General features: G+C 41.5%; 16 protein-coding genes. 3 read left to right on the top strand and 13 right to left on the bottom strand.

Annotated features, from left to right (window positions below; all coding sequences use genetic code 11):
• Positions 1-2 precede the first annotated feature (2 nt).
• The 10 genes from NSQ76_RS03815 to NSQ76_RS03770 form a co-directional block, all read right to left on the bottom strand.
• Positions 3-860, bottom strand: coding sequence for a 3-hydroxyacyl-CoA dehydrogenase family protein (locus NSQ76_RS03815; RefSeq protein WP_024424537.1), 858 nt, complete (start codon positions 858-860; stop codon positions 3-5).
• Positions 857-1,567 carry a thioesterase II family protein gene (locus NSQ76_RS03810; RefSeq protein ID WP_341052518.1) on the bottom strand — a complete coding sequence of 237 codons (711 nt, stop codon included), beginning with the start codon at positions 1,565-1,567 and terminating at the stop codon, positions 857-859. Before NSQ76_RS03810 ends, NSQ76_RS03815 begins: the two co-directional genes overlap by 4 nt.
• Positions 1,564-2,544, bottom strand: coding sequence for a C39 family peptidase (locus tag NSQ76_RS03805; protein WP_341052516.1), 981 nt, complete (start codon positions 2,542-2,544; stop codon positions 1,564-1,566). The genes NSQ76_RS03810 and NSQ76_RS03805 overlap by 4 nt, the downstream gene beginning before the upstream one ends.
• Positions 2,507-4,048: a serine hydrolase domain-containing protein gene (locus tag NSQ76_RS03800; RefSeq protein ID WP_341052513.1), complete on the bottom strand. Its 1,542-nt coding sequence runs from the start codon at positions 4,046-4,048 to the stop codon at positions 2,507-2,509. The genes NSQ76_RS03805 and NSQ76_RS03800 overlap by 38 nt, the downstream gene beginning before the upstream one ends.
• Positions 4,045-8,514: an amino acid adenylation domain-containing protein gene (locus tag NSQ76_RS03795; protein ID WP_341052510.1), complete on the bottom strand. Its 4,470-nt coding sequence runs from the start codon at positions 8,512-8,514 to the stop codon at positions 4,045-4,047. The genes NSQ76_RS03800 and NSQ76_RS03795 overlap by 4 nt, the downstream gene beginning before the upstream one ends.
• Before the next feature lie 91 nt (positions 8,515-8,605).
• Positions 8,606-9,805 (bottom strand): MFS transporter, encoded by a 1,200-nt coding sequence (locus NSQ76_RS03790; RefSeq protein ID WP_277722348.1) that lies wholly within the window; start codon positions 9,803-9,805, stop codon positions 8,606-8,608.
• A gap of 133 nt (positions 9,806-9,938) precedes the next feature.
• Positions 9,939-11,135, bottom strand: coding sequence for a CamS family sex pheromone protein (locus NSQ76_RS03785; RefSeq protein WP_024426681.1), 1,197 nt, complete (start codon positions 11,133-11,135; stop codon positions 9,939-9,941).
• Positions 11,136-11,150: 15 nt separating this feature from the next.
• The gene (gene ligA, locus NSQ76_RS03780) at positions 11,151-13,157 is read right to left on the bottom strand and encodes an NAD-dependent DNA ligase LigA (RefSeq protein WP_044335896.1); all 2,007 of its coding nucleotides are present in this window, start codon (positions 13,155-13,157) and stop codon (positions 11,151-11,153) included.
• Between the two features lie 40 nt (positions 13,158-13,197).
• Positions 13,198-15,420 carry a DNA helicase PcrA gene (pcrA, locus tag NSQ76_RS03775; RefSeq protein ID WP_024426683.1) on the bottom strand — a complete coding sequence of 741 codons (2,223 nt, stop codon included), beginning with the start codon at positions 15,418-15,420 and terminating at the stop codon, positions 13,198-13,200.
• A 57-nt stretch (positions 15,421-15,477) separates the two neighbouring features.
• Entirely contained in the window at positions 15,478-16,170 is a 693-nt protein-coding gene (locus NSQ76_RS03770) for a heptaprenylglyceryl phosphate synthase (RefSeq protein WP_025092634.1), read from the bottom strand.
• Positions 16,171-16,443: 273 nt separating this feature from the next.
• Here NSQ76_RS03770 and NSQ76_RS03765 point away from each other — a divergent pair, with 273 nt between their 5' ends.
• On the top strand, positions 16,444-16,809 hold the full coding sequence (locus tag NSQ76_RS03765) for a DUF2283 domain-containing protein (protein WP_135032947.1): 366 nt from the start codon (positions 16,444-16,446) through the stop codon (positions 16,807-16,809).
• 23 nt (positions 16,810-16,832) lie between these two features.
• Here NSQ76_RS03765 and NSQ76_RS03760 read toward each other — a convergent pair whose 3' ends face one another.
• Positions 16,833-17,063, bottom strand: a complete 231-nt coding sequence (locus tag NSQ76_RS03760) for a hypothetical protein (protein WP_003214314.1) — start codon at positions 17,061-17,063, stop codon at positions 16,833-16,835.
• A 139-nt stretch (positions 17,064-17,202) separates the two neighbouring features.
• Between NSQ76_RS03760 and NSQ76_RS03755 the strand changes: the two genes are divergently transcribed.
• The gene (locus NSQ76_RS03755; RefSeq protein WP_024426687.1) at positions 17,203-18,783 is read left to right on the top strand and encodes an FMN-binding glutamate synthase family protein; all 1,581 of its coding nucleotides are present in this window, start codon (positions 17,203-17,205) and stop codon (positions 18,781-18,783) included.
• A gap of 242 nt (positions 18,784-19,025) precedes the next feature.
• Here the strand turns inward: NSQ76_RS03755 and NSQ76_RS03750 are convergent, their stop codons facing one another.
• Both NSQ76_RS03750 and NSQ76_RS03745 read right to left on the bottom strand, forming a co-directional pair.
• Positions 19,026-19,340 (bottom strand): YerC/YecD family TrpR-related protein, encoded by a 315-nt coding sequence (locus NSQ76_RS03750; protein ID WP_024424524.1) that lies wholly within the window; start codon positions 19,338-19,340, stop codon positions 19,026-19,028.
• 561 nt (positions 19,341-19,901) lie between these two features.
• Positions 19,902-21,644 carry an adenine deaminase C-terminal domain-containing protein gene (locus tag NSQ76_RS03745; RefSeq protein ID WP_025092632.1) on the bottom strand — a complete coding sequence of 581 codons (1,743 nt, stop codon included), beginning with the start codon at positions 21,642-21,644 and terminating at the stop codon, positions 19,902-19,904.
• 125 nt (positions 21,645-21,769) lie between these two features.
• Between NSQ76_RS03745 and NSQ76_RS03740 the strand changes: the two genes are divergently transcribed.
• On the top strand, positions 21,770-21,991 hold the full coding sequence (locus NSQ76_RS03740; RefSeq protein ID WP_024424522.1) for a YgaP family membrane protein: 222 nt from the start codon (positions 21,770-21,772) through the stop codon (positions 21,989-21,991).
• The last annotated feature ends 3 nt before the right edge of the window (positions 21,992-21,994 follow it).

Below are 21,994 nucleotides of genomic sequence, written 5' to 3'. Positions count from 1 at the left end.
TCTCACATGTCATATTGGAAAAAGCCTTTACCTGATTTTTTGCCATACTCACCAGCATCGACCATTTTGACAAGCAGAGGACATGGGCGGAACTTCGGATCTTTGTAGCTCTCGTATAAAACAAGCAATGAATTCAAAATCGTATCAAGCCCAATTAAGTCTCCTGTCGCAAGCGGCCCCATTTTATGGCCGAAGCCCCCGCGGAAAATTTTATCGACATCTGCTGGTGTCGCGACTTGATCTTGCACCGCCCAAATCGCTTCATTGATTGTCAGCATGAGCACACGGTTGGAAACAAACCCTGGAAGATCATGCACCACAACAGGTGTTTTATCAAAGGATTTCAAGAAACCTTTTGCCGTTTCAACTGTTTCATCAGAAGTTGCTTTTCCTCTAATCACCTCAACTAACGCTTTAAGAGGAACAGGGTTCATAAAATGTGCACCAATAACTTTTTCAGGATGATGCATAAGGGACCCTACCTTTGTAATGGAAATGCAGCTCGTGTTTACAAAATAGATGGTTTCTTTCGAACAAATATCTCGCAGCTCTTCATAAATGGGTTTTTTTATCTCCCAATCTTCCGTCACATTTTCAATGACGATATGTGCGTCATGTAAGCCTTCAAATGAAGTCGATAGCTGAATTTGAGACAATACGTCTTCTAAGGACAATGAGATTTTCTTTTTTCTCACAAATTGCACCAATTGATAGGTTTTCTTGATCTTTTCTAGTGCTTCGTTTAGTTTTTCTTCTGTGACATCAACCAATGTGACTTGATAGCCATTTGCTGAAAGGTCTAATGCCATATCAGCCCCCATCACACCTGCCCCAATCACGCCTACGTGTTTCGTGTTCATTTCTCCAACACTCCAATTCGCTTTAAAATGACATTGATTTTTTCTACGACTTCATTTGTTAATGAATGAATAAAAAAGTGATCTCCATCGAATTCAAAAAACGCACAATCTTTGCTTGTATATTGATCCCAATCGTCTAAATCAAACAGCACAGAAGGCAGATCACGAGTACCATAAAAAATAGAAATTGGGCATGCAGCTGGAACGACTTCATCACACTGATAAGTCTCCAAAAGCTGAAAATCTGCTCTTAAAATCTGCAGAAAGAAATCAAGCACTGCATGGTTATCGGCAAGTTCCTCAGGAACGCCCCCCATCGCAATAATCGCCTCTTTTAATTTGGCATCTGACAGCTGATGATAGACTTTCTTCTCTGGAATATGTGGTGGAAAGCGTCCAGAATAAAAGACATGGCAAGGCTCTTTGTTTAATCTTGTTTTCATTCTTTTTTGTAATTCGTATGCAAGTACAGCTCCCATGCTATGACCGAAAATGGCATAGGGTTCTCCTTCTTTTAAGGAAGAGGACGCCTGTAGATAAAGATCATCTGCGACCTGCTGTAAATTTGTCAGCACAGGCTCTGTCATTCTTGTCCCGTGCCCAGGGAGTTCAAGGGCATGAATTTCTATAGACCGGTCTATATATGATTTCCACTTACTGAATACGGTACTTGCTCCACCTGCGTACGGTAAGCAAAATAACTTCACGACACGCCACACTCCCTTTTGCATTTGATTTTCAACATTACCAGCCATTTTTTTTCATCTTGGATGATTTGTTGTAAGGAAGCTTTAATGTTGGCTTGGTACCGACTAGACATTTCCCCTGAAAAAAAGAGTTTTGCTGCCTGGTGCCTCGCTTTCTCCCATTCTGCTAAAATACTTTCCATCCATTGAAACAGCTCAGGTAGATCGCCTTTTATGAGTCTCAGTCGATACATCTCTACTTTCTTCGTATTGATGATCTGATTGAAAGATGCTACGAGCTTCTCGATATCATCCCATTGAGGAAACTGTTCATAAAATGTTTCAAGAGCTGTAATTCCTTTTTCGATTGCGTCAATCTGACCATGCATATTTCTCAGGAAATAAGCCGTTTTTTGATCAAATAATTCAGTCGAGACCTTGACCGGATCAAAGTGGAAGGCCGCATAGGAATGGAATTGATCATTCGGCTGAAAATGATCATGAAAGGTATCATACCCTTTCTGCACATCTCCATATGACAGCACTTGATGCTCATACGACAAATTATCTAAATGACGATTCTCTAATACCTGAAAGGTTTGCTGATTTTCATGAAAACCCGTGATTAAAATCGAATGACGGCTATGTGTTGTCAAATACTCTTTTCTACCTCGCTGAACGAAAGGGTCTACCCATACAATCACCGGGCGGTCACGCCTCACATCTTGTTTGACCTTTTCAATGAGATTGGTACAATGCGTCATTTTTTCAACTTGAATGCCCTGTAAATTCATTATCTTTTCTGGATCGTGTGCCGACATCCAGTCAATCTGCAGCAAACCGTCTTCTGTAAGTCGATATGCAAATTGATCATTTAATAAATATGTAGCGACTTCTTGACCATGCAGCTTCACAATTGGAAAAAAGCAATTGAAGAAACAGCTGCGATAAAACAAATCATTATAAGGATGAATGCCTGTAATCTGTTTGACGGTCATCTTCTTGTCCTCTCTTTCCAGCAGTAGATGTCACCATAAATCCTTTGATGAAACCAATCGTACAAAACCAAATGAAAAACAAATAATAAGAAATCGCTAATTCAATGAGAGAGAAAGGTCCCCATACAAAAGTCATTTTCCAAGGCAGTCCCTTAAAGGCTAGTTGCGAAAGAATCATTGGCAGAAGCAATATCCCAATTAGGAGCAGTACCCAGCCGATACTTTTCAGCCATACGCCAAGTGAAATGTGCCTGCGAACCAGAACGCCATTTCTTACACGTTTCCTCCATTTGATAAAACGAACGACTGACACTATTTGCAGCAAAATAAAAAGACATGTGGCTGCCACACTCAATTGATCAATGAGCTGAAATGGATCCATGGATGACTCTGTTTCTTCATTTGTACCCGTCATCGTTTTGGCAATAAGACGTGCCGTTTTCTCTGTGTAGCTGCTATTCATGTTTGCTAACACTCCGATAGCAACGTCTTCTTTTGGCTGGATCAGAAAAAATGATGAATAATTCGGATTAGATCCAGCATGAAATAGTGATTCCACCTGCCCATGTGTTTTTTCTATATACCAGCCGGCATTGTAATAGACATGCTCCCCTTCTTCTGGGACTTTCACAGTTAACTGATCAGGATTTTTTACAAAACGAGACCAAGTTGAATCGGTCAATTGATATTGCAGCCAAGTCCCCACATCCTGATTATTCATCACAATATAGCCTGCAGGGGTGTTGCCACGATATTCTGGTGCTTCATAAGCATGTGGAGCAAGGAAATGCAGTTTAAATCCTTCTGAAACAACACCAGATTTCATGCGTTTTAGCCCAGCTTCTGTTTGGTTAAGATGATGCGTTTTAAACAGTCCTTTCATATATGCCTCATATGACGTTCCTGTCACATTTTCAATGATGAGACCAAGAACATCATAGTTGATGGTGGCATATTCAAAGGAGCTGCCAGGCTTGTGATGGAGCTCAATTGATTTCAGTTGTTGGACTGTTTTCTTTAGCGCATCTTTTGCTTGATCTGGCTGGATAAGCGCAATGGATTGAAAGGGGATGCCGCTTGTGTGATGCATTAATTGCTCCACCGTCAAACGCTGAGACTTTCCATGGTATGTTGGAAAAAAGCCTGGAATATAGCTGCTCACCGGTTCTTTCAAATGAAGTTTCCCTTGCTTTTCTAACTCCACAATAGCAAGAGCGGTAAACGCCTTTGATGTAGAACCAATTTCAAAGAAAGTACTGGCTGTCACTTTCTTCATTTTCTTTTGATCCGCATAGCCAAACCCTTTTTGGTACACCACTTCGTCTTTTTTCACAACCACAACGGACATGCCGGGAATGCGCCCAAGCACCATCTGTTCCTCTATCACTTGATCAATGGCTTTAGATGAAATCACTGCTTTTGCATGTGTCCCCCCAGCAAAGCCGCTTATCCATAAGACAGCTAACAAAAATGAAATGTAGATAACATGCTGATTTTTCCTCATGTAAATAATGAATCCATTTCTTCAAGAGACATATCAACTGTTTCAAAATCAGACGGTGTAAATTCGATCCCTTCTTGTTCTAAGCAATGCTGTACCATACGCTCAATTTGCTGTTCTATCTCTTGCAATAGCTGCATCATATCTGTTTCACACAGCTGTTTTTCGCTGAAAGAAAGATGGAAAATCAGCTGTCCGCCCTTGATGGTAGCGACCATATCGATGACGGTTGTTAACGGATTATCCAATGACGAATCAATCCCCGATGTAAAGTAAGACATCTCATAATCAGATGATTGTTTAAGCACCTGATCGATTTCACCTAAATAATTAAACCGTAATTGCGGCGCTGAATGATCAGGAAGCTGCCTATTGATGTATGACAACAGCCCATATTCTGCACCTTTATTCGGCACCTCACGTATCGTTTCTTTGACAGCCCGTATGTGATCTGAGAGAGATTCAGAAACATGAACATTCACAGGATACATGGTAGTGAACCAGCCGCACGTTCTAGATACATCAATATTTTCCTCCACAGCATCTCTGCCATGACCTTCTAATTCCAGAGAAATCCGTTTTTGATTCGTTTGCTGATAACAGGCTTGCGTTAAGGCTGAAATTAACAGTTCGTGAGGCTGCGTTTGGTACGCTTTATTCGCTTGATTGGTCAATTGATCCGTGAGCTCCACAGATAAAGCCTTCGTTAATTTGACTTCGTCTTTGACATATCCCTCATTAGAAGAAACTTGATACAGAGGCTGAATACCCTGAACCACATTTTTCCAATAGTTGAACGCCTCTTTTACATCTTCTGATACTGCATACTCGTTAACCCGCTCTGTAAATGTTTGATATGAATGAGTTTTTGGCGGAAGCACTTCTGCTGAACCCTTCTCTGCATGAAATAATTGAATCAAATCCTCCACAAGAATTTGCCAAGACATACCATCAACTAAAAGATGATGGGCGGTAAAAATGAGATGTGATTGAGAAGCAGTTTGACAAAGCGCTGCCTGAATCAATGGTCCTTGATAAAGATGAGTCCTTTGCTTGATCTGACATCCTACTTCTTGCAGCGCTTCTTCCACATTCTCTTCTGACAATGCCGTAAAATCGTGTATCGTCAGCGGGATATTTTGAATGTTTTCATCATAATAGAGTGTGTTTGTCGCCTCATGTACTTTTAACCTTAATCCGTCGTGATGAATGACCAGCTCTTTTAAAGCACTCTGCACGATTCTTTCATCCATCTTTTTCTTTGAATGAACAATGATAGATTGATGCCAGAAATGTTTATCTTTTAACCGCTGGGACCAAAACCATTCGATGATTGGGATCGATTTCACATCGCCCACAGCCTGTTCTTGTGAGATATGTAAGACTGGTTCCTGCTGAACGACTTGTGCCATTTCTCTAAAAATGGGATAAGTAAATAGATCTTTGGTTTTTAAATAGAGTCCTTTGTCTTTTAACTTCGCAATAAATTGAATCGCCTTTATGGAATCGCCGCCAAGCTGATAAAAATGATCAGCCGGTTCAACCTTTTCATGCCCTAAGATGGCTTTTGCTGTGTCTACTATGATCCCTTCAATGTCCGCTGTTTCCTTCGACCATTCAACAGCTGTTTCCACTTGAGACAACAATGGATCAGGCAGTGCTGCCCGATTGATTTTTCCATTTTGGGTAAGCGGGAGTTCTTTTAATACAACAAAATAGGCAGGTACCATATAAGCTGGCAGCTGATCTGATAATTTCTTCCTTAGTAAAAAGGAGGTTAGCTCTTCATCTTTCAATTCAATATAAGCAGCCAGCTGTTTTTCTCCAGATTCATCAGTTAGATCAATGACAGCTGCTTTATCCACTTCATCGATTGCCATAAGCGCAAGTTCGATTTCACCCAGCTCTATCCGGTAGCCCCGAAGCTTGATTTGATGGTCAATCCGGCCAATGTATTCAATCTTTCCATCACTTGCACGTTTCGCAATGTCACCGGTTCGGTACATGCGGCGATGACCTACGAATGGATTGGGCAGAAAGCGTGATTTCTGCAAATCAGGTCTTTGCCAGTATCCTCTTCCAACACCCGCGCCTGAAATATATATTTCTCCTATCGTCCCTGGCAACACCACTTGCTGATTTTCATCTAAAAGGTAAATCTCTGTATTCGGCATCGGCACTCCAATTGACACCGATGTGCCGCCATCATCTTGATGGAACTGATGGATCATACAGCCAACGGTTGCTTCAGTTGGTCCATATTCATTAAAGATGGATATCCTTCCATCACTTGCCTCAGTAATTCTTTTAGCCAAAGAAGTCGATAATTGTTCTCCTCCTACTATCATCCGTTTAACCACTGACTGAGACAGTGCAGCATCTGTTAACAGTGCCATATGAGCTGGTGTCAGCTTGATCACCTTTGCTTTTTGATCAAACAAAATATGTTCTAATAAAAAGCCTGGCTGATCCTCTTGACGATAGATGACTACTGTACTGCCAATAACCAATGGCGTATAAATGGAGGTAATGGTTAGATCAAATGCAATGGACGAATACAGAGCAAAATGGTCATCTTCTGAATCTGTATAGTTTGTTTTGGCAGACATGATATAGTTCACTAAGCTTTGATGCTCAATCATCACTCCCTTTGGCTGTCCTGTAGAACCAGACGTATAAATCATGTATGCGACGTCTTCATCATCTCCAATGAATGAATGTTCCGCATCATACGGATCCAACTGATCCCACACGTTGTAGATATTGTACGTATCACCATTAAAATGGTATGCAGATGCATGATCTGTAAAAAACAGCTTTGCCTGACTGTCATCCAAAATAAACTGAATGCGTTCCTGCGGATACTCAGGATCAATCGGTACATATGCACCTCCAGCCTTTAAAATCCCCAGCAATAGTACAATCAGTTCTGGTGAATGATTCATACATATTGCAACAAAGTCATGTCTCTGTAAGCCATGTGTTTGCAGGAAATGCGCCATTTGGTTGGTTTTTCTCTCAAGTTCACCGTATGTCATGATATGAGAGCCGTCCTGAATCGCGATTCGATCAGGAGAAGTCTTTGACATGTCTGTGATTAATTCATGAATTTTTTGCTTTTGTGGGAATAGCACGCCTGTGTCGTTCCATTGATATAGCTCTCGATGTTCCTCTTCCTCTGTCATAAGCAGTACGTCTTTTAAGAGCTGCTTAGGCTGGGTAAGTATGTTCTCGACAAAGAGAAGCATCCTTTCATGTAGAAAGTTGATGTCTTCATTGCTGTAATCTGAGATTTTGTAGTCATATTGCAGCTCGATTTGCCCTTTTTCATCCCATTCTTTCACAGCTACTTGCAAGCCATATGGCTGGAATCCATTGTAAAGCTCCATGTATTCCACTTTGTATCCTTCCATCTCCTGCACCATATTTGTGCTGTAGGAGTTGATATAGATTTGAAAAAGCTGATCATATCCTGCCTTTGCAAGCTCTAAATCCTTGACGAGTGCATCATAGGGATAACGCTGATGCAGGAAGTAAGTCTTATAGCTTTTTTGAACATCTGACAAACTTTCTAATAGAGATAAATGAGGGTTCATCTTCATTCGATATGGCATTGTGCTAACGGTCATACCGGACGTGGCTTTTTCCTTTTGCCCGGAACGATTGAGAACTGGCGTCCCAATAATAAAATCTTTTTGCTGGTATCTTTTATGCAAGTAAACGAAGAGTCCTAAAGTAAATAAAGAGTTGATTGAACAATGATGGGTATCTATAAATTCATAGATTCGTTCTGAGAGTTGTCGATCAAGGTAATGGCTCTGCCGATGGCCTTTGATTTGGTCAGTTCCCTGTACCAAATAACTGTCAGACACATCAGATAATGTTTCTTTCCAAAATTGCTGATCTTTTTTAAATCTTGGGGAGTTCATATATTTTGATTCTTTATCAATAAAAACAGAATGATTGTCTGCTTCTTGTTCGATAGAGGAGCTTTGTGTAAGAGCAGTGTAAAGCTGGCTAATTTTATCGATGATTACTTTCATCGACCATCCATCTGCTACTGTATGATGGCATTTGATGAAATAACCGGATTGTTGTTCACCGACTTTTAATACAGCAAATTCGGCGAGAGAGGTTTCTAGTAATTGAAATGGTGTTTTGAAGGCTTTTTCAGCCCATTCCAGCATGTCTTTATGTGTGGAAAACTCATAGGCAGGAATATGATGATCGGCGTTTGGATCAACGTATTGAAGCATCTCATCATCTTTCTCTACTAGCTTGAGACGAAGAGATTCTGTCGTCATAATACATGTTGCAATGGCCTGCTTCAGTTTATCGAGCTGCAACGGCCCATTGACGAAAATAATACCGCCAATATGATTAATTGGTGTTTCTGGATAAAATGTTTCCATGTTCATCACGCGCCGCTGCGGATGTGTTAATGGCCAATATACTAAACTACTAGTCAATTACGCCACCTCTACTTTTCATATAGTTAACATTTCTACGAACTTATTAAATCACATAATGGTATTTTTGTAAATAATTGAGATAAACTGTCTAAATTTGTTCATTTTTTAATCTAGACGCTAGGAAAGCCGACACAGTAAACAGGACAACGTTGATAAAAAAGACGACTCTTGCCCCAAAGAGATCGGTCATGGTGCTCATAACGAGGATGGACATTCCATATATAAAAGTCGATAGTGTATGTTGGGCTGATAGTATTTTAGGCAATTCAATTTGACTCAGTGTATCTTGTACATAGGTACGAATAGAAATACTGCGAAGCTGAAAAGCCGGCCCTAATAAAAAGACAAACAATAAACTCATCCATGCTGAATGATTCAACCCTAAGCACAGGGTTAGCAGAGCTACGATCACCGAGCTGTAAAAAATGTGATCAAACAAACGCTGTTCCACATGCTTTGCGAACCGCAGCACGAGCAGACCGCCTAGAATGGTTCCGCCAAAATAGCTTGCGTTAATAAAGCCCCACCATGTTTCAGGCTGGTGTAAGACTTCAGTGACATACACAAGAATAATAGCACCAGTCCAGATACTTCTGCCGCTCATGGACAGCATTTCTAAAATCGTTAATGTTCGAATGGTTGGCTTTTCATACATGATCTTCCAGCCAGAAAAGATTCGTGTACCAAATGATTCAGACTGTTGCTCTTGTTTAGCTATAGCCCCAGTATCAATGATAAAAAGCATAGATATGAGCGACAAACTATATAAAACAAGTGTCGTAATGAGGAGAAACTGCGGTCCAAGAATGCCAATAAACAGCCCTCCTAAAAGCCATCCTAGTAAAAGGACAATTTGGTCAGAAGTTAAGATATAGCTATTGGCTTTTAGTAAAAAGTTCTTTTCTACTAAACGCGGGATCATCGAATTTCGAACAGGAATGGTTCCCCCATCTATCAAAGAAAGGAAAAATACAATGATAAAAAAGAGAGGAATAGTAAATGTTGATAGTTGTAAAATATAAATGAAAATCAAGCAACCGAAGAAAGCAATTTGACACATTTGCAAATAGATAATGAGTCTTTTCAGCTTAAATTGATACATAAAGAAAGGAATGAGTACCGCTCCAAGTGCTTGTCCAACAAACTGGGAGACAGCCACCATTGAAGCAATTAGTGTAGAATTTGTTAATTGGTATGTCAGGATGGTCAGAACGAGGACATATAGTGAATCCCCGAAATTAGCTAGGGATTGTCCCCCTAATAAAAAGTAAAATGATTTGTTTTTCATATTTATCTCCATTTTCTCTTCATTATCACCCATAATAATACATTATTTTCTACACTTCTACTTTTTATAACAATATTTTCATAATTTGATACATTTTTACTAATTTAAAAAACCGCCAAAAGGCGGTTTTTATTTAGTCATATATATGAACAGTCGGTTCTTTGTCTTCAGCATTTTTCGTAATCAAGGCTTCTTGTTGATCAGAAGATGTAATGTTGATTTCGATATTGGTACTCTTGTAGTAATCCATGACTTCACCGGTTAAATATTGTGTGAAGGCTACGACTTCCGTTTTTCCATAGAACTGCATTGGAATTTCAATTTTCATTTTTTGCAGGTTGCCGTTTTTGTAAAAGCCTTTTCCTACAACACCAGTGTAATTCGGGAAGTAGTCTTCGACCTTTGTCTTGAAGCGGTCAAATCGCTCTGAATCATCTTTGTAGCTGCTTTTCGCATTATCTGAAGGGAAGAATACATTCTCCTCATCGATCGTATCCCAATTTCCGATATCAGCGGAGCCTGCTTTTACATCCGTTTTGGCGATAAAGTTACCTGGAACGATAGATGATTTTGGTGCTTGCTTATAAAGGGCAATCATGACAGGCACTTTTTGCAGTCCGTCCATTTGACGAATGCGCTTGATCACTTGTTCAGCGATTTTTTCACCCTCTGCCAAAAGTTTCTTTGAATTTTTCGATGAATCGATGGTCACCTCTTGCTGAGGGTCACCGATCTTTTCACGGTAATAATAAACAGAGTTCAGTGCAAGACCAATGACAACTCCGCCAAGCTGTAAGCTGTTTTTGTCTTTTCTAATTAAGTAATTATGCTCTAGCATCGAAGCTAAGTAGATGGGACTATTTTCATTTTTAGACTTTGTTGAACCTGAGTTTGGAAGAGCAGGATTTAAGCCTAGATTCTTAAAGTCTTTATCATCTTTTTCTGCCTTTTTCAGATCACTGCCTGTTTTTTTGCGTGCCAGCCAGCTGAGAACGGTGTCCTCATCTAAATGCTGTCCTTCTTGGAAAAGATAGTCGTTTGTATTAAATGACTCTGTTGCGAGGCGCATGAGTCCTGTTTCAAATTCATCAATGTCCAAGCGTGTGTTGAGACGCTCCGCTGTTAAACCTCTCGCAGCTCCTTGTTTAAACGGCAGCACCATTTTGTAATAGGAGTCTGAGATATTGTACATCGGGATGATGGCTGTTTCCTTTGTTTCCTTCGTTTCATCCGTTTTTTGTGTGACCTCTTCCTCTTCCTTTCCCCCAAAAGGTGCACACGCTGACAATACCAGTGTGAGCATTGTCAGCAGCAATAACAACTTTTTCAATAGAAAACACTCCTCTTATTTCTTTAGCTCCTCGAGCATTTTAGCTTCGTCCCAAATTTCAATATTGAGTTCTTCTGCCTTTGTCAGCTTACTTCCCGCTGCTTCTCCGGCAATGACTAGATCTGTTTTTTTACTCACACTGCCTGCCAGCTTGCCGCCTAACGCTTCGATCGCTGCTTTTGCATCGTTTCGCGCCATTTCTTCTAACTTTCCTGTCAGCACAATGGTTTTTCCTGCAAAGTAGGAATCACTTTCTTCTGCTTTTACCGGCTTTGGCCCTGTATAGGTCATATTGACTCCAAGCTCTTTTAGTTCGTTCAGCAGATCGAGTATTTCTTCTTTCTCAAAGTACGTGACGACGGCATCAGCCATTTTTTCACCAATTTCGTCGACTTCAAGTAATTGTTCTTTCGTTGCTTGCTTTAATTGATCAATGTTTTCGAAATGCATCGCCAAGGTCTTTGCCGCTTTTGATCCAATAAATCGAATGCCGAGTCCAAATAGTAAACGCTCAAGAGAGTTTTCTTTCGACTGCTCAATCGAACGCAGTAAATTGTCGACAGATTTTTCGCCCATTCGTTCAAGCTGAATGAGCTCTTCTTTCGTTAAACGGTAAAGGTCGGACACACGAGAGACTAGCTGTTCCTTGAAGAGCTGTGTAATGACCCGCTCGCCAAGCCCATCAATATTCATTGCATTACGGGAAACGAAGTGAATGAGTCCCTCACGTATTTGGGCAGGACATTCTGGATTGATGCATCGCAAGGCCACTTCGCCTTCGATTCGCACCAGCTCACTATGACACTCTGGACATTCAGTTGGCATGTGAAACGGCTTTTCTTCGCCTGTACGCTGATCGACAAGGACACCTGCGACTTCAGGAATAATATCGCCGGCTTTTTTCACAATCACTTGATCAAACAAGCGAATATCCTTTTCTTTGATCAAATCTTCATTATGAAGAGATGCACGCTGCACTGTCGTCCCTGCTACTTTGACAGGCTCAAGAATCGCTGTTGGTGTAATCACGCCTGTTCGCCCAACGCTTAGTTCAATATCAAGCAGCTTCGTTACGACCTCTTCAGCCGGAAACTTGTACGCAACCGCCCAGCGCGGGCTTTTTGCTGTAAAGCCGAGTTCTTCCTGCTGAGCCAGTGAATCGACTTTAATGACAATTCCATCGATTTCATATGAAAAATCGGCACGCTTTACTTTTAATGTTTCAATAAGGTCGATGACTTCTTCGATCGTTTGGCACATCCGTCTTTCTTTGTTTGTTTTAAAGCCAAGTTCGTCGAGAAGATCAAGTCCTGCGCTTTGCGTTTCAACACCAATTTCATCAAGCTCCGCTATACTGTAGACGAATATATCAAGGTTTCGTTTCGCTGCAATTTTCGTATCAAGCTGACGAAGTGAACCTGCAGCCGCATTACGCGGGTTTGCAAACGGCTCTTCTTCGTTTTGTATTCTTTTTTCATTTAATGCTTCAAAAGAAGGTTTTGGCATAAATGCCTCGCCTCTCACTTCAATCGACAGAGGGCGTTTGATTTTAAGCGGGATGGAACGAATCGTTTTGAGGTTTTCAGTAATATCCTCCCCCGTTGTTCCATCTCCGCGTGTCGCTCCTCGGACAAACACGCCATTTTCATAACGGAGAGAAACAGCGAGTCCATCAATTTTCAGCTCGACATTGTATGCGATATCGTCACCGACTGCTTGACGAACCCGGCGGTCAAAATCAAGAAGGTCCTGTTCATTAAACGCATTCCCAAGGCTGAGCATCGGTGTGCCGTGACGCACTTTTTGGAAAGCGTCTAAAACAGCGCCGCCTACTCTTTGTGAAGGAGAATCCGCTGCTTTTAAGTCAGGGTGTTCTTCCTCCAGATAGATCAGCTCACGCATCCGCGCATCATATTCAGCGTCAGGAACACTTGGACGATCAAGTGTATGATATTCGTAGTTGTATTGATTCAAAATCTGGTGCAGTTCCTCGATCCGGCGTTTCGCTGCTTCTTTATCCATCTGCTTCTTCCTTTCAATTCATCCGTTTTGTCCTATCAGTTTATTGCTTCTCGATTGGTGCAAATGCTGCGAGAAGACGCTTAATGCCTGTAGGGCTTGGGAACGCAATGTCAAGCTCTGTGCTGTCTCCGCTGCCTTTCACACTGACAACCGTACCAACGCCCCATTTTTTATGGGCCGCTTTATCGCCCACAGCCCAGCCAATACTGCCGCCGCCTGTGTTTTGAATCGTTTGTGTTTGCGGACGTGAGACAGGTCCCCGTCTTTGCGGTCTTTCTCTTGTTTGGCCAAACGGTGTTTTTGTTTCTTTTTTCTCATTTAGGTTGTCCAATAAATCGGCTGGTATTTCTCGAATGAATCTAGATTCAAGGTTCATGTTTGTCCGGCCGAAAAGTGTTCTCATTTTCGCACTTGATAAATAAAGCTCTTCTTCAGCCCGTGTGATGCCAACATAAGCGAGGCGGCGCTCTTCTTCCATCTCTGCATCTTCCATTAATGAACGGCTGTGCGGGAAGACACCTTCCTCCATTCCCATTAAGAAAACAACAGGGAATTCTAGACCTTTTGCGGCGTGAAGTGTCATTAAGATGACGGCATCCTGATCTTCTTCTTCATTCTCATCCAGCTTATCAATGTCTGCGACGAGGGCGAGATCTGTCAGGAAGGTCACAAGTGACTTGTCTTCATTTTGTTCTTCAAAGTTCTTAGTGACGGATAGAAACTCGTCAATATTTTCTAAGCGGCTTTGTGCTTCAATCGTTTTTTCGAGCTTCAGCGCTTCACGATAGCCTGTTTTCTCTAGAATTTCTTCTGTTAATTCAGTGACAGATAAATAGTCCTGCATGTTCGTCATTTGATCAATGAGCTGTTTGAACTCATCAAGCGCATTGGCTGCCCGTGCACTCAGTCCAATGAAATCCACCTGACCAAGTGCTTCAAACATAGACAGGTCATTCATCTCCGCATATGCTGCAATTTTATCAACAGATGTCGCACCGATTCCGCGCTTTGGTACGTTGACAATTCGCGCAAAACTAATATCGTCATCTGGGTTTGCCACTAGGCGTAAGTATGCCAAAATGTCCTTGATCTCTTTTCTGTCATAGAACTTCGTGCCGCCGACAATGTTGTATTGAATGTTGGCTTTCATTAACGTTTCCTCTATGACACGAGACTGGGCATTTGTCCGGTAAAGGATCGCAAAATCGGATAATTTGCGCTTTCCGCTCTGATGAAGCTGACGAATCTTTCCTGCGACAAATTGACCCTCACCAAATTCATTATCTGCACGGTAATAGGCGATCTTCGCTCCTTCATCATTTTCTGTCCAAAGATTTTTCGGCTTCCGGTTTGCATTGTTTTGAATGACCGTATTTGCGGCATGCAAAATGCGTTTCGTCGATCTGTAATTTTGCTCAAGCAGAATCACTTCACTGGATGGATAATCTTTTTCAAAGGAGAGAATGTTTGTAATATCCGCTCCGCGCCAGCGATAAATAGACTGATCCGAGTCACCGACAACACATATATTTTGAAAGCGCTGCGCGAGCAGTTTCACAAGCATGTACTGTGCTCTGTTCGTATCCTGATACTCATCCACATGAATGTATTGGAATTTCCGCTGATAGTGCTCTAATACTTCAGGAATGCGCTCAAACAGACGAATTGTCATCATAATTAAATCATCAAAGTCGAGTGATTGGTTTTTGAGTAAACGCTTTTGATAATCTGTATAGACATCGCTGACCACTTGATCATAGAAATCACCAGCTGTTTTGGCGTATTCCTCTGCGTCAATGAGTTCGTTTTTTGCACTGCTGATTGATCCTAAAATACTGCGCGGGTCGAACTTTTTAGGATCGATATTCCGTTCTTTTAAAATGTTTTTGATGACTGAAAGCTGGTCAGATGTGTCTAAAATAGAGAAGTTGCGATTCACACCAATGCGGTCAATATCACGTCTTAAAATGCGGACACACATGCTGTGGAACGTAGAGATCCAGATGTCATCAGCGCCAGGCCCTAAAATAGCTTGGACACGTTCACGCATTTCACGTGCTGCTTTATTTGTAAATGTAATCGCTAAAATGTTCCACGGAGCCACATGCTTTTCTGCCATTAAGTAGGCAATTCGATGTGTGAGCACCCGTGTCTTCCCGCTTCCTGCTCCTGCCATCAACAATAAAGGACCGTCTGTTGCTTTGACTGCTTCTTTCTGTGCGTCATTCAGCCCTTCTAATAGATGATTCGATATTTCATTCATTCCATTCACCGCCAATTCGAACTTATGTTCTATTTTAACCCGTTTCGTCTTATTTGACTATGATGACTTTTTGACTGCATCCACTGTCTTTAATGCTTCTTTGAAATTGTCATAAATGACGTTTCCTACAACCACGACGTCTGCATGCTGGGAGAAGTCTTTTGCCTGCTTAGCGTTCTTAATGCCGCCGCCATAAAAAAGAACTGTTTCATCAAGCACTGCTTTTGTTTCTTTGACAAGCTCTATGTCTCCAAGCGTTCCGCTGTATTCCAGATAAAAAATGGGCAGCTTCATCAAATGCTCTGCCACTCTTGCATATGCCCTGACGTCATCGATATCCAGCGCTGTATTTGCCTCTGTGAGCTTGGCCGCTTTACAATCTTCATTTAAGATGACATAACCTTCAGGCACAACCTCTTCCATTGACATCAAATCACCGAATTCCTTCATCGCGTCCTTATGGAGCCCAACAATCCAGTCAGGGTGAGAGCTGTTTAAGACGGTTGGGATGAAATACAGATCAAAGCCAGGCACAATCATCTCATGTGTGGAGATTTCGAGCACACATGGCACTAGAAACCGGCGGACCTTTGACATCAATTGAAGCACGTTGTCCTCTGTCACATGATCACTTCCGCCAATCAATATGGCATCCGTCCCAGATTCGCAAATCGCTTCTAGCTGTTCATCAGAAATTTCTTTATTTGGATCGAGTTTAAAGACATGCTTCCACTCGGTAACATCATACATGAAAAACGTTCCTCCATTCGTTTCATTCCATTTAAATATTATAACAAAATCAGTGTCTGCAAAAAATGGGTAACCTCCTTTCGCTAAAAGTTTCATTCTTTTGAAAATGGGTGATCGTGACTTTACATAAAATTGCTGGAGAATAGATAAAAAATCCACTAGAAGAGGAGCTGAAAGAGGTTGATATTTTGGCACTTTGTCACATGCTATTATACAATAAAGGAATATTTTACTATAGATTTAAAAACCATCTATTGAGCAGAGGTGATTCAGTTGAAAAGAACGATCACATATGAACAAAATATAGACATCGGATACATCTATATCACCCCGCAAGCGGAGCATATGAAAATCAAAGAAACCATTGAATTAGATGTCAATGAATGTGTCAATGTAGATATCGATCAAGAGGGCCGAGTGGCTGGCTTGGAGTTATTTGCACAAGAATCCGAAGTGCTGCGGAACGTACCGGTTTATGAGGATGAGCTTTCTTTACGTTTGACGGATCAGGAAATTCTCTCAACCTATCAACTGTCAGGCGTTGAATTCCAATTCTCAACACCTGATCACAATGAGCTGATCGGTTTTACTATTGTCGATCCTCTTCGCTATAACATCACAATAAAAAAACCGTTTTGATCTTTCAAAACGGTTTTTTCAAACTATTGTCTCACTTCATTAAAATAATGGACGGATGTCATGGCCCCTTCGTCGACCATTTTGTTGTCTTGGATATCTAATGGATCTGGGTGGCCGGCTTTTTCAGGAATCTTTTCATCTGACCGGAACATGCTTGCCCATTTTTTCAGATGCTGTTTATTTTTTACCGCTAATAACACAGCTCCTCCAACCCCTAATCCTGCAAGTACATACGCATTTGGACGCTTATTCATGTATGTTCCCTCCCCTTATGATCTTATTTGTAAGTTACCCCGCCTTTTCATTTCTAAACGTCATAATATGCTGGTGTGGTTTCTCTTTCATTAAAAAGTGGAATAACAACAGCAATGAAAGAGAAAAGAGGGGATCTTCGTGACAACAACTTTAATTGTCATCGGCGCATTGCTAGTCATTTGTTTGATCATTCCAATCATTCTATTGATCTGGATTTGGATGAGGGATGAAAAACAAGAGGAACATTCAGTTCTGCGAAATTATCCGGTCATTGGAAAGCTGCGGTTTATTTTTGAAAAAATAGGACCTGAGCTTCGCCAATATCTGTTTCTGAATGACCGAGAGGAGCTGCCCTTCTCAAGAAGAGAATACGAGCAGGCGGTCATGTCTGGGAAGTACAAAAGCCGGACGATGGGCTTTGGATCAAAACGTGATTTTGACAAGCCAGGCTATTACATTCGAAACGTCCTGTTTCCAAAGCAGCGAGATGAACTACGAATCGATCAATCTGAAAAAATCAAAACAAAAGTGTATCAGATTGATCAAGACAATTTACTGCGAAGAAGTGAACATTTCAAAGAAGTCGAAGCAAATCCTTACTTTCTCCATCAAGAGGATGTACAAGTCATTGGCGAACACACATGTCAAAAGCCTTTCCATGTGAAAGGACTGATCGGTCAATCTGCCATGAGCTACGGCTCCTTAGGCGACAGGGCGATTACAGCTCTATCCTCAGGATTAAAAATGGCCGGCGGGACGTGGATGAACACAGGTGAAGGCGGGCTTTCTCCTTATCACCTCAAAGGCGGCGCAGATATCATTTGCCAGATTGGGCCCGGTTTATTTGGCGTTAGAACAGAGGATGGCGCATTTTCCTTTGAAGAATTCAAGAAAAAAAGCGAACACGAGGAAGTCAAAGCCTTTGAACTCAAGCTGGCACAAGGAGCAAAAACACGCGGCGGTCATATTGACGGCGAAAAGGTGACGGAAGAAATAGCGAATATCCGTAAATTACCGCCTCACCAATCCATTGACAGCCCAAACCGCTTTGAGATGTTTCACTCCATTCCTGACATGTTTGATTTCATTGAACAGCTGCGGAGCATAGGCGGAAAGCCAGTTGGAATCAAACTTGTTGTCGGACATAAAGAAAATATTGAAGAGCTTGCCAGCTATATGAAAAAAAGCGGAAAACACCCTGATTTCATTACAGTGGATGGCGGAGAAGGCGGTACAGGGGCGTCCTTTCATGAATTGGCAGATTCCGCAGGGCTTCCGATTTTCACGGCACTCCCAATGGTTCATCAAATATTGAAAGAATACGGTGTCAGAGATCAAGTGAAGCTCTTTGCTTCTGGCAAGCTTCTCTCGCCTGATAAAATTGCGATTGCCCTTTCAATGGGAGCTGACTTTGTGAATATTGCCAGAGGTCTCATGTTTTCGGTTGGATGCATTCGCGCCCAAGTCTGCCACACGAATAAATGCCCAGTCGGGGTCGCCACGACTGATCCAAAGCTGCAAAAGGGTTTATCGATTGAAGAAAAAAAATACCGAGTGTGCAATTATATCCTGTCTCTTAGAGAAGGTTTGTTTAACTTATCCGCAGCTGCGGGAATAGAATCGCCTATTCATTTTAATGAAAAACATATTATTTTTAGACAAGAGAATGGTGAAACAAGCGAAGTGCCGATGTTCTCAGGCACACAGCCATCTGTCTAGCTCGAAAAGGTGCGGAAACGCACCTTTTTTTATAGACATTTTTCGTATAAAGTTTGCAAGCAGTAGAGTTTAAGGAAATCATCTCAAGCGAAGAAGGCATCTCCTATGAGGGAGAAAGATGGTTTATGGGCGAGCTAAAGTAAAAAACAGAGGCACTTTATCAGCCCCTGCCCGCCTTTTCATAAAAAAACTGCAAACAAGTCCATTTTTCGTAAAAAGGATTGTTTACAGTGAAAGCTGCTTTATTTTGTTTCGTTATTTTCCTGCTGTTCTGCTACGCGGTCAAGAGCCATCGTATAGGCATCGTTTCCGTAGTTCAAGCAGCGTTTAACACGTGAGATAGTTGCAGTGCTTGCACCTGTTTCCGTCTCGATTTTATGATACGTGTTTCCCTCGCGAAGCATACGCGCTACTTCAAGACGCTGTGATAAAGATTGGATTTCATTGATGGTACATAAATCATCAAAAAATCGATAACATTCTTCCAGGTCTTTAAGGGATAAGATGGAGTTGAATAACTGATCTAAGCTTTTGCCCCTTAATTTATCAATTTGCATCTTAATACATCTTCTCCTTTACTATTGCCACACCGCTTCGCACGATCTTCTTCTAAGAAAGCGGTATCTTTCCTGACTAATTTTTTTAAAACCTCAGCAATGAGCTTTGAACAGATCATGACAGGTTTGGTTCTACGCTGAAAATGCCGTCAGGTTCTTTCGTAAGCCGAAGCTTCTTTATCGTAAACAAATTCGACAAGTTCTGTCATTTTCCTTGTATGACAATCTGACAAACTTGTTTGCTTCCAGTATAAAGATGACTTCTGCTTGGTTAGGTCTTCTGCCCTCATATACAGGCTTTGCAGAAAGCTCGGCGAGACCACAAATATGCGCCCCGCCTTGCTCGGGTTATTCAAAATATGTTGGCCGGTCAGCGTAACCGGCAAATTCATTTTACAATTAGAGTACTTCATTCGTCATGTCAAAGCCCTCTGCTTTGTCAACAGCTCCACATAAGATCATGATCACTTACATGGCAGTGAAGAGAACCATGGCTCACTTCTGCCCTATAACAGCAGTCAGAAATGCAGCAAAGATGATACAGCTCCACTCTGTTATATTTTAACGCATTATAGACGGAAAGAGTACAGTTTTTTTCATGACATCAAATATTCCTCTTGGTGTCACTCGAATATACGGCAAATGTGTACTTTGGAAAAAGACAAGTGTATCAATTGGGCAGTCAAATGGATAGCCGCGCTCAATGAGCAGCTCGCGTAATGTTTGTTCCTGCTGAAGAACAGTCTCAAATGGTTCAGCCGATGCACAGCCTGATAATTGCAGCGGGATTTCGTGCAAAATTTTCCCGTTCTCTGTGAGTACGATTCCTCCGCCAATTTCTTTCATCCGCTTATGTGCCAGCATCATATCTTCTTTATTTTTCCCGATCACTAAAATGTCACCAGTGAGCGAAAATGAGCTAACAAAGCCCTGCACTTTATTTGCGAACCCTTTTAGCATCGTATTCACACGCCACTCGCCTTTTCGGTCAATCAGGCTAAAGAAGCTTTGATCATGGTCACATGAGAGCTGGTTGATTGAGTTATCAATTTCCACTGTATAAGGCTCCATGATGACGGCATTTCTCATCTTGACACCTAGCGGCATAGAGAATTGCAAATCACTCATCGTGAGGTCGTAGCTTAAATCTAATGGAAGAAGCCCGCCATTTTCCCATTTTGTTTCTTGGAATTGATGCTGGTTCTCGCCATCTAATTTGAGAATAACCCCTTTAGATATCACCGTTTCAGGATTTGGGTTCATTGGATCATCTAAAATATTTATAGAAGCCAGCCGGCCTGGGCCAACAACGCCTAATAAATCATCGATTTGATGGTATTTTGCAATGTTAAATGTCGCCATATTATACGCATCAATGATCGGCACGCCTTCTTCAAGAGCAATCGAAATCAAACGGTTAATCATGCCTTCCTCATAAAAGTGAGGAGCAGCACCATCTGTTGTATAGAAAAAGTGGTCATAGTGTCTAAAATCACGCTCATGCAGTTCTCTTAAAATGTTCACTAAATCTGGGCGGATGGAAGAATGCCGCAATGAAACATGATAGCCAAGGGACAATCGTTTTAACACATCGTCCGCATTCATCGCTTCATGATCACTGTCCGCGCCAAACAGCTTCATTTTTGTTAGCGTTTTCTCAGAAGCTCCTGGGAAATGCCCTTCAATTCGTTTTCTCTGCTTCTTCGTTTCTTGCATGCAATATAAAATGAGATCATCACCGTCCATCAATCTTGGCCAGCTTGTTAATTCGCCGCCTTGGAGGACGTCAGGATGATCAATCCATTCCTTCCGGTAGTTAACTGGCAGCATCTCATCTTCATATCTGACTTCCGTTTGAAGATCGTATCTGGACCACCAGAAATACTGAAATGGCTGCTTTTTTAATTCACATAGAGTGGAAAGCGCTTTCTTTTCATTGCTTTGCAAAAGAAGAAATAAGTTATCGCTGACCATCGTTGTTGTGCCAAATTGAGACACATATTCTGCAAGTGATTGGGGATTATAAATATGGAACGGATGCGCGTGAGGCTCTATATACCCAGGCACAATGTATTTCCCTTCACAATCAATCACACGTTTAGCTGATTTATTTTGAGGAAGCTCTGCTCCGACATAAACAATTCGATCATCATGTATCCAAATATTTGCCTTCACCCATTGCTTCAAAAACGGGTTAAGCACGAGTCCATTCGTTAAAAGGAGTGTTGGAACTATTTTTGAGTCGACTACATCGATTTGTGTGCGGATGTCATTGTTTCTCCAATTAAAAGTACGTTCGGACATTCACATACTCTCCTTCATTTGTATTAGCCCTATCGTAACATAACGAACTACGTTACGCATTAATGAAACGTTACAATTTCTTGAAATCACACTTAAAATAATTTAAAAAAGGAGATTCACCTTCAATGAAACCTAATCTCGGCTTAATGGAAGCGCTCATTAGAATTGCCTGCGGAATGACGATATGTACTGTGGCTGGATCCTTATATGCTAGAAAACCATGGAGTAAAATGCTGCTTTTGGGCATCATGTTTGGCGGTATGAAACTAGGATCTGGCATTCTTCGTTTTTGTCCAGTGACATATATGTGTGAGCAGCAGGACACACATAAAGAGAAGGCTGAGTAAGGC

This window comes from Bacillus sp. FSL M8-0256, assembly GCF_038005765.1.
Classification (GTDB): domain Bacteria; phylum Bacillota; class Bacilli; order Bacillales; family Bacillaceae; genus Bacillus; species Bacillus safensis.
The sequence above is the reverse complement of the archived record's forward strand: the minus strand, read 5'-3'. Positions and strand labels throughout refer to the sequence as shown.

Bases quoted from the DNA above. Each gene is read 5' to 3' on its own strand.
- pcrA (WP_024426683.1), bottom strand. From the start codon at position 15,420: ATGAATGAAATATCGAATCATCTATTAGAAGGGCTGAATGACGCACAG.
- ligA (WP_044335896.1), bottom strand. From the start codon at position 13,157: ATGGATAAAGAAGCAGCGAAACGCCGGATCGAGGAACTGCACCAGATT.
- NSQ76_RS03770 (WP_025092634.1), bottom strand. From the start codon at position 16,170: ATGTATGATGTTACCGAGTGGAAGCATGTCTTTAAACTCGATCCAAAT.
- NSQ76_RS03815 (WP_024424537.1), bottom strand. From the start codon at position 860: ATGAACACGAAACACGTAGGCGTGATTGGGGCAGGTGTGATGGGGGCT.
- NSQ76_RS03740 (WP_024424522.1), top strand. From the start codon at position 21,770: ATGAAACCTAATCTCGGCTTAATGGAAGCGCTCATTAGAATTGCCTGC.
- NSQ76_RS03760 (WP_003214314.1), bottom strand. From the start codon at position 17,063: ATGAATAAGCGTCCAAATGCGTATGTACTTGCAGGATTAGGGGTTGGA.
- NSQ76_RS03790 (WP_277722348.1), bottom strand. From the start codon at position 9,805: ATGAAAAACAAATCATTTTACTTTTTATTAGGGGGACAATCCCTAGCT.
- NSQ76_RS03750 (WP_024424524.1), bottom strand. From the start codon at position 19,340: ATGCAAATTGATAAATTAAGGGGCAAAAGCTTAGATCAGTTATTCAAC.
- NSQ76_RS03800 (WP_341052513.1), bottom strand. From the start codon at position 4,048: ATGAGGAAAAATCAGCATGTTATCTACATTTCATTTTTGTTAGCTGTC.
- NSQ76_RS03745 (WP_025092632.1), bottom strand. From the start codon at position 21,644: ATGTCCGAACGTACTTTTAATTGGAGAAACAATGACATCCGCACACAA.
- NSQ76_RS03805 (WP_341052516.1), bottom strand. From the start codon at position 2,544: ATGACCGTCAAACAGATTACAGGCATTCATCCTTATAATGATTTGTTT.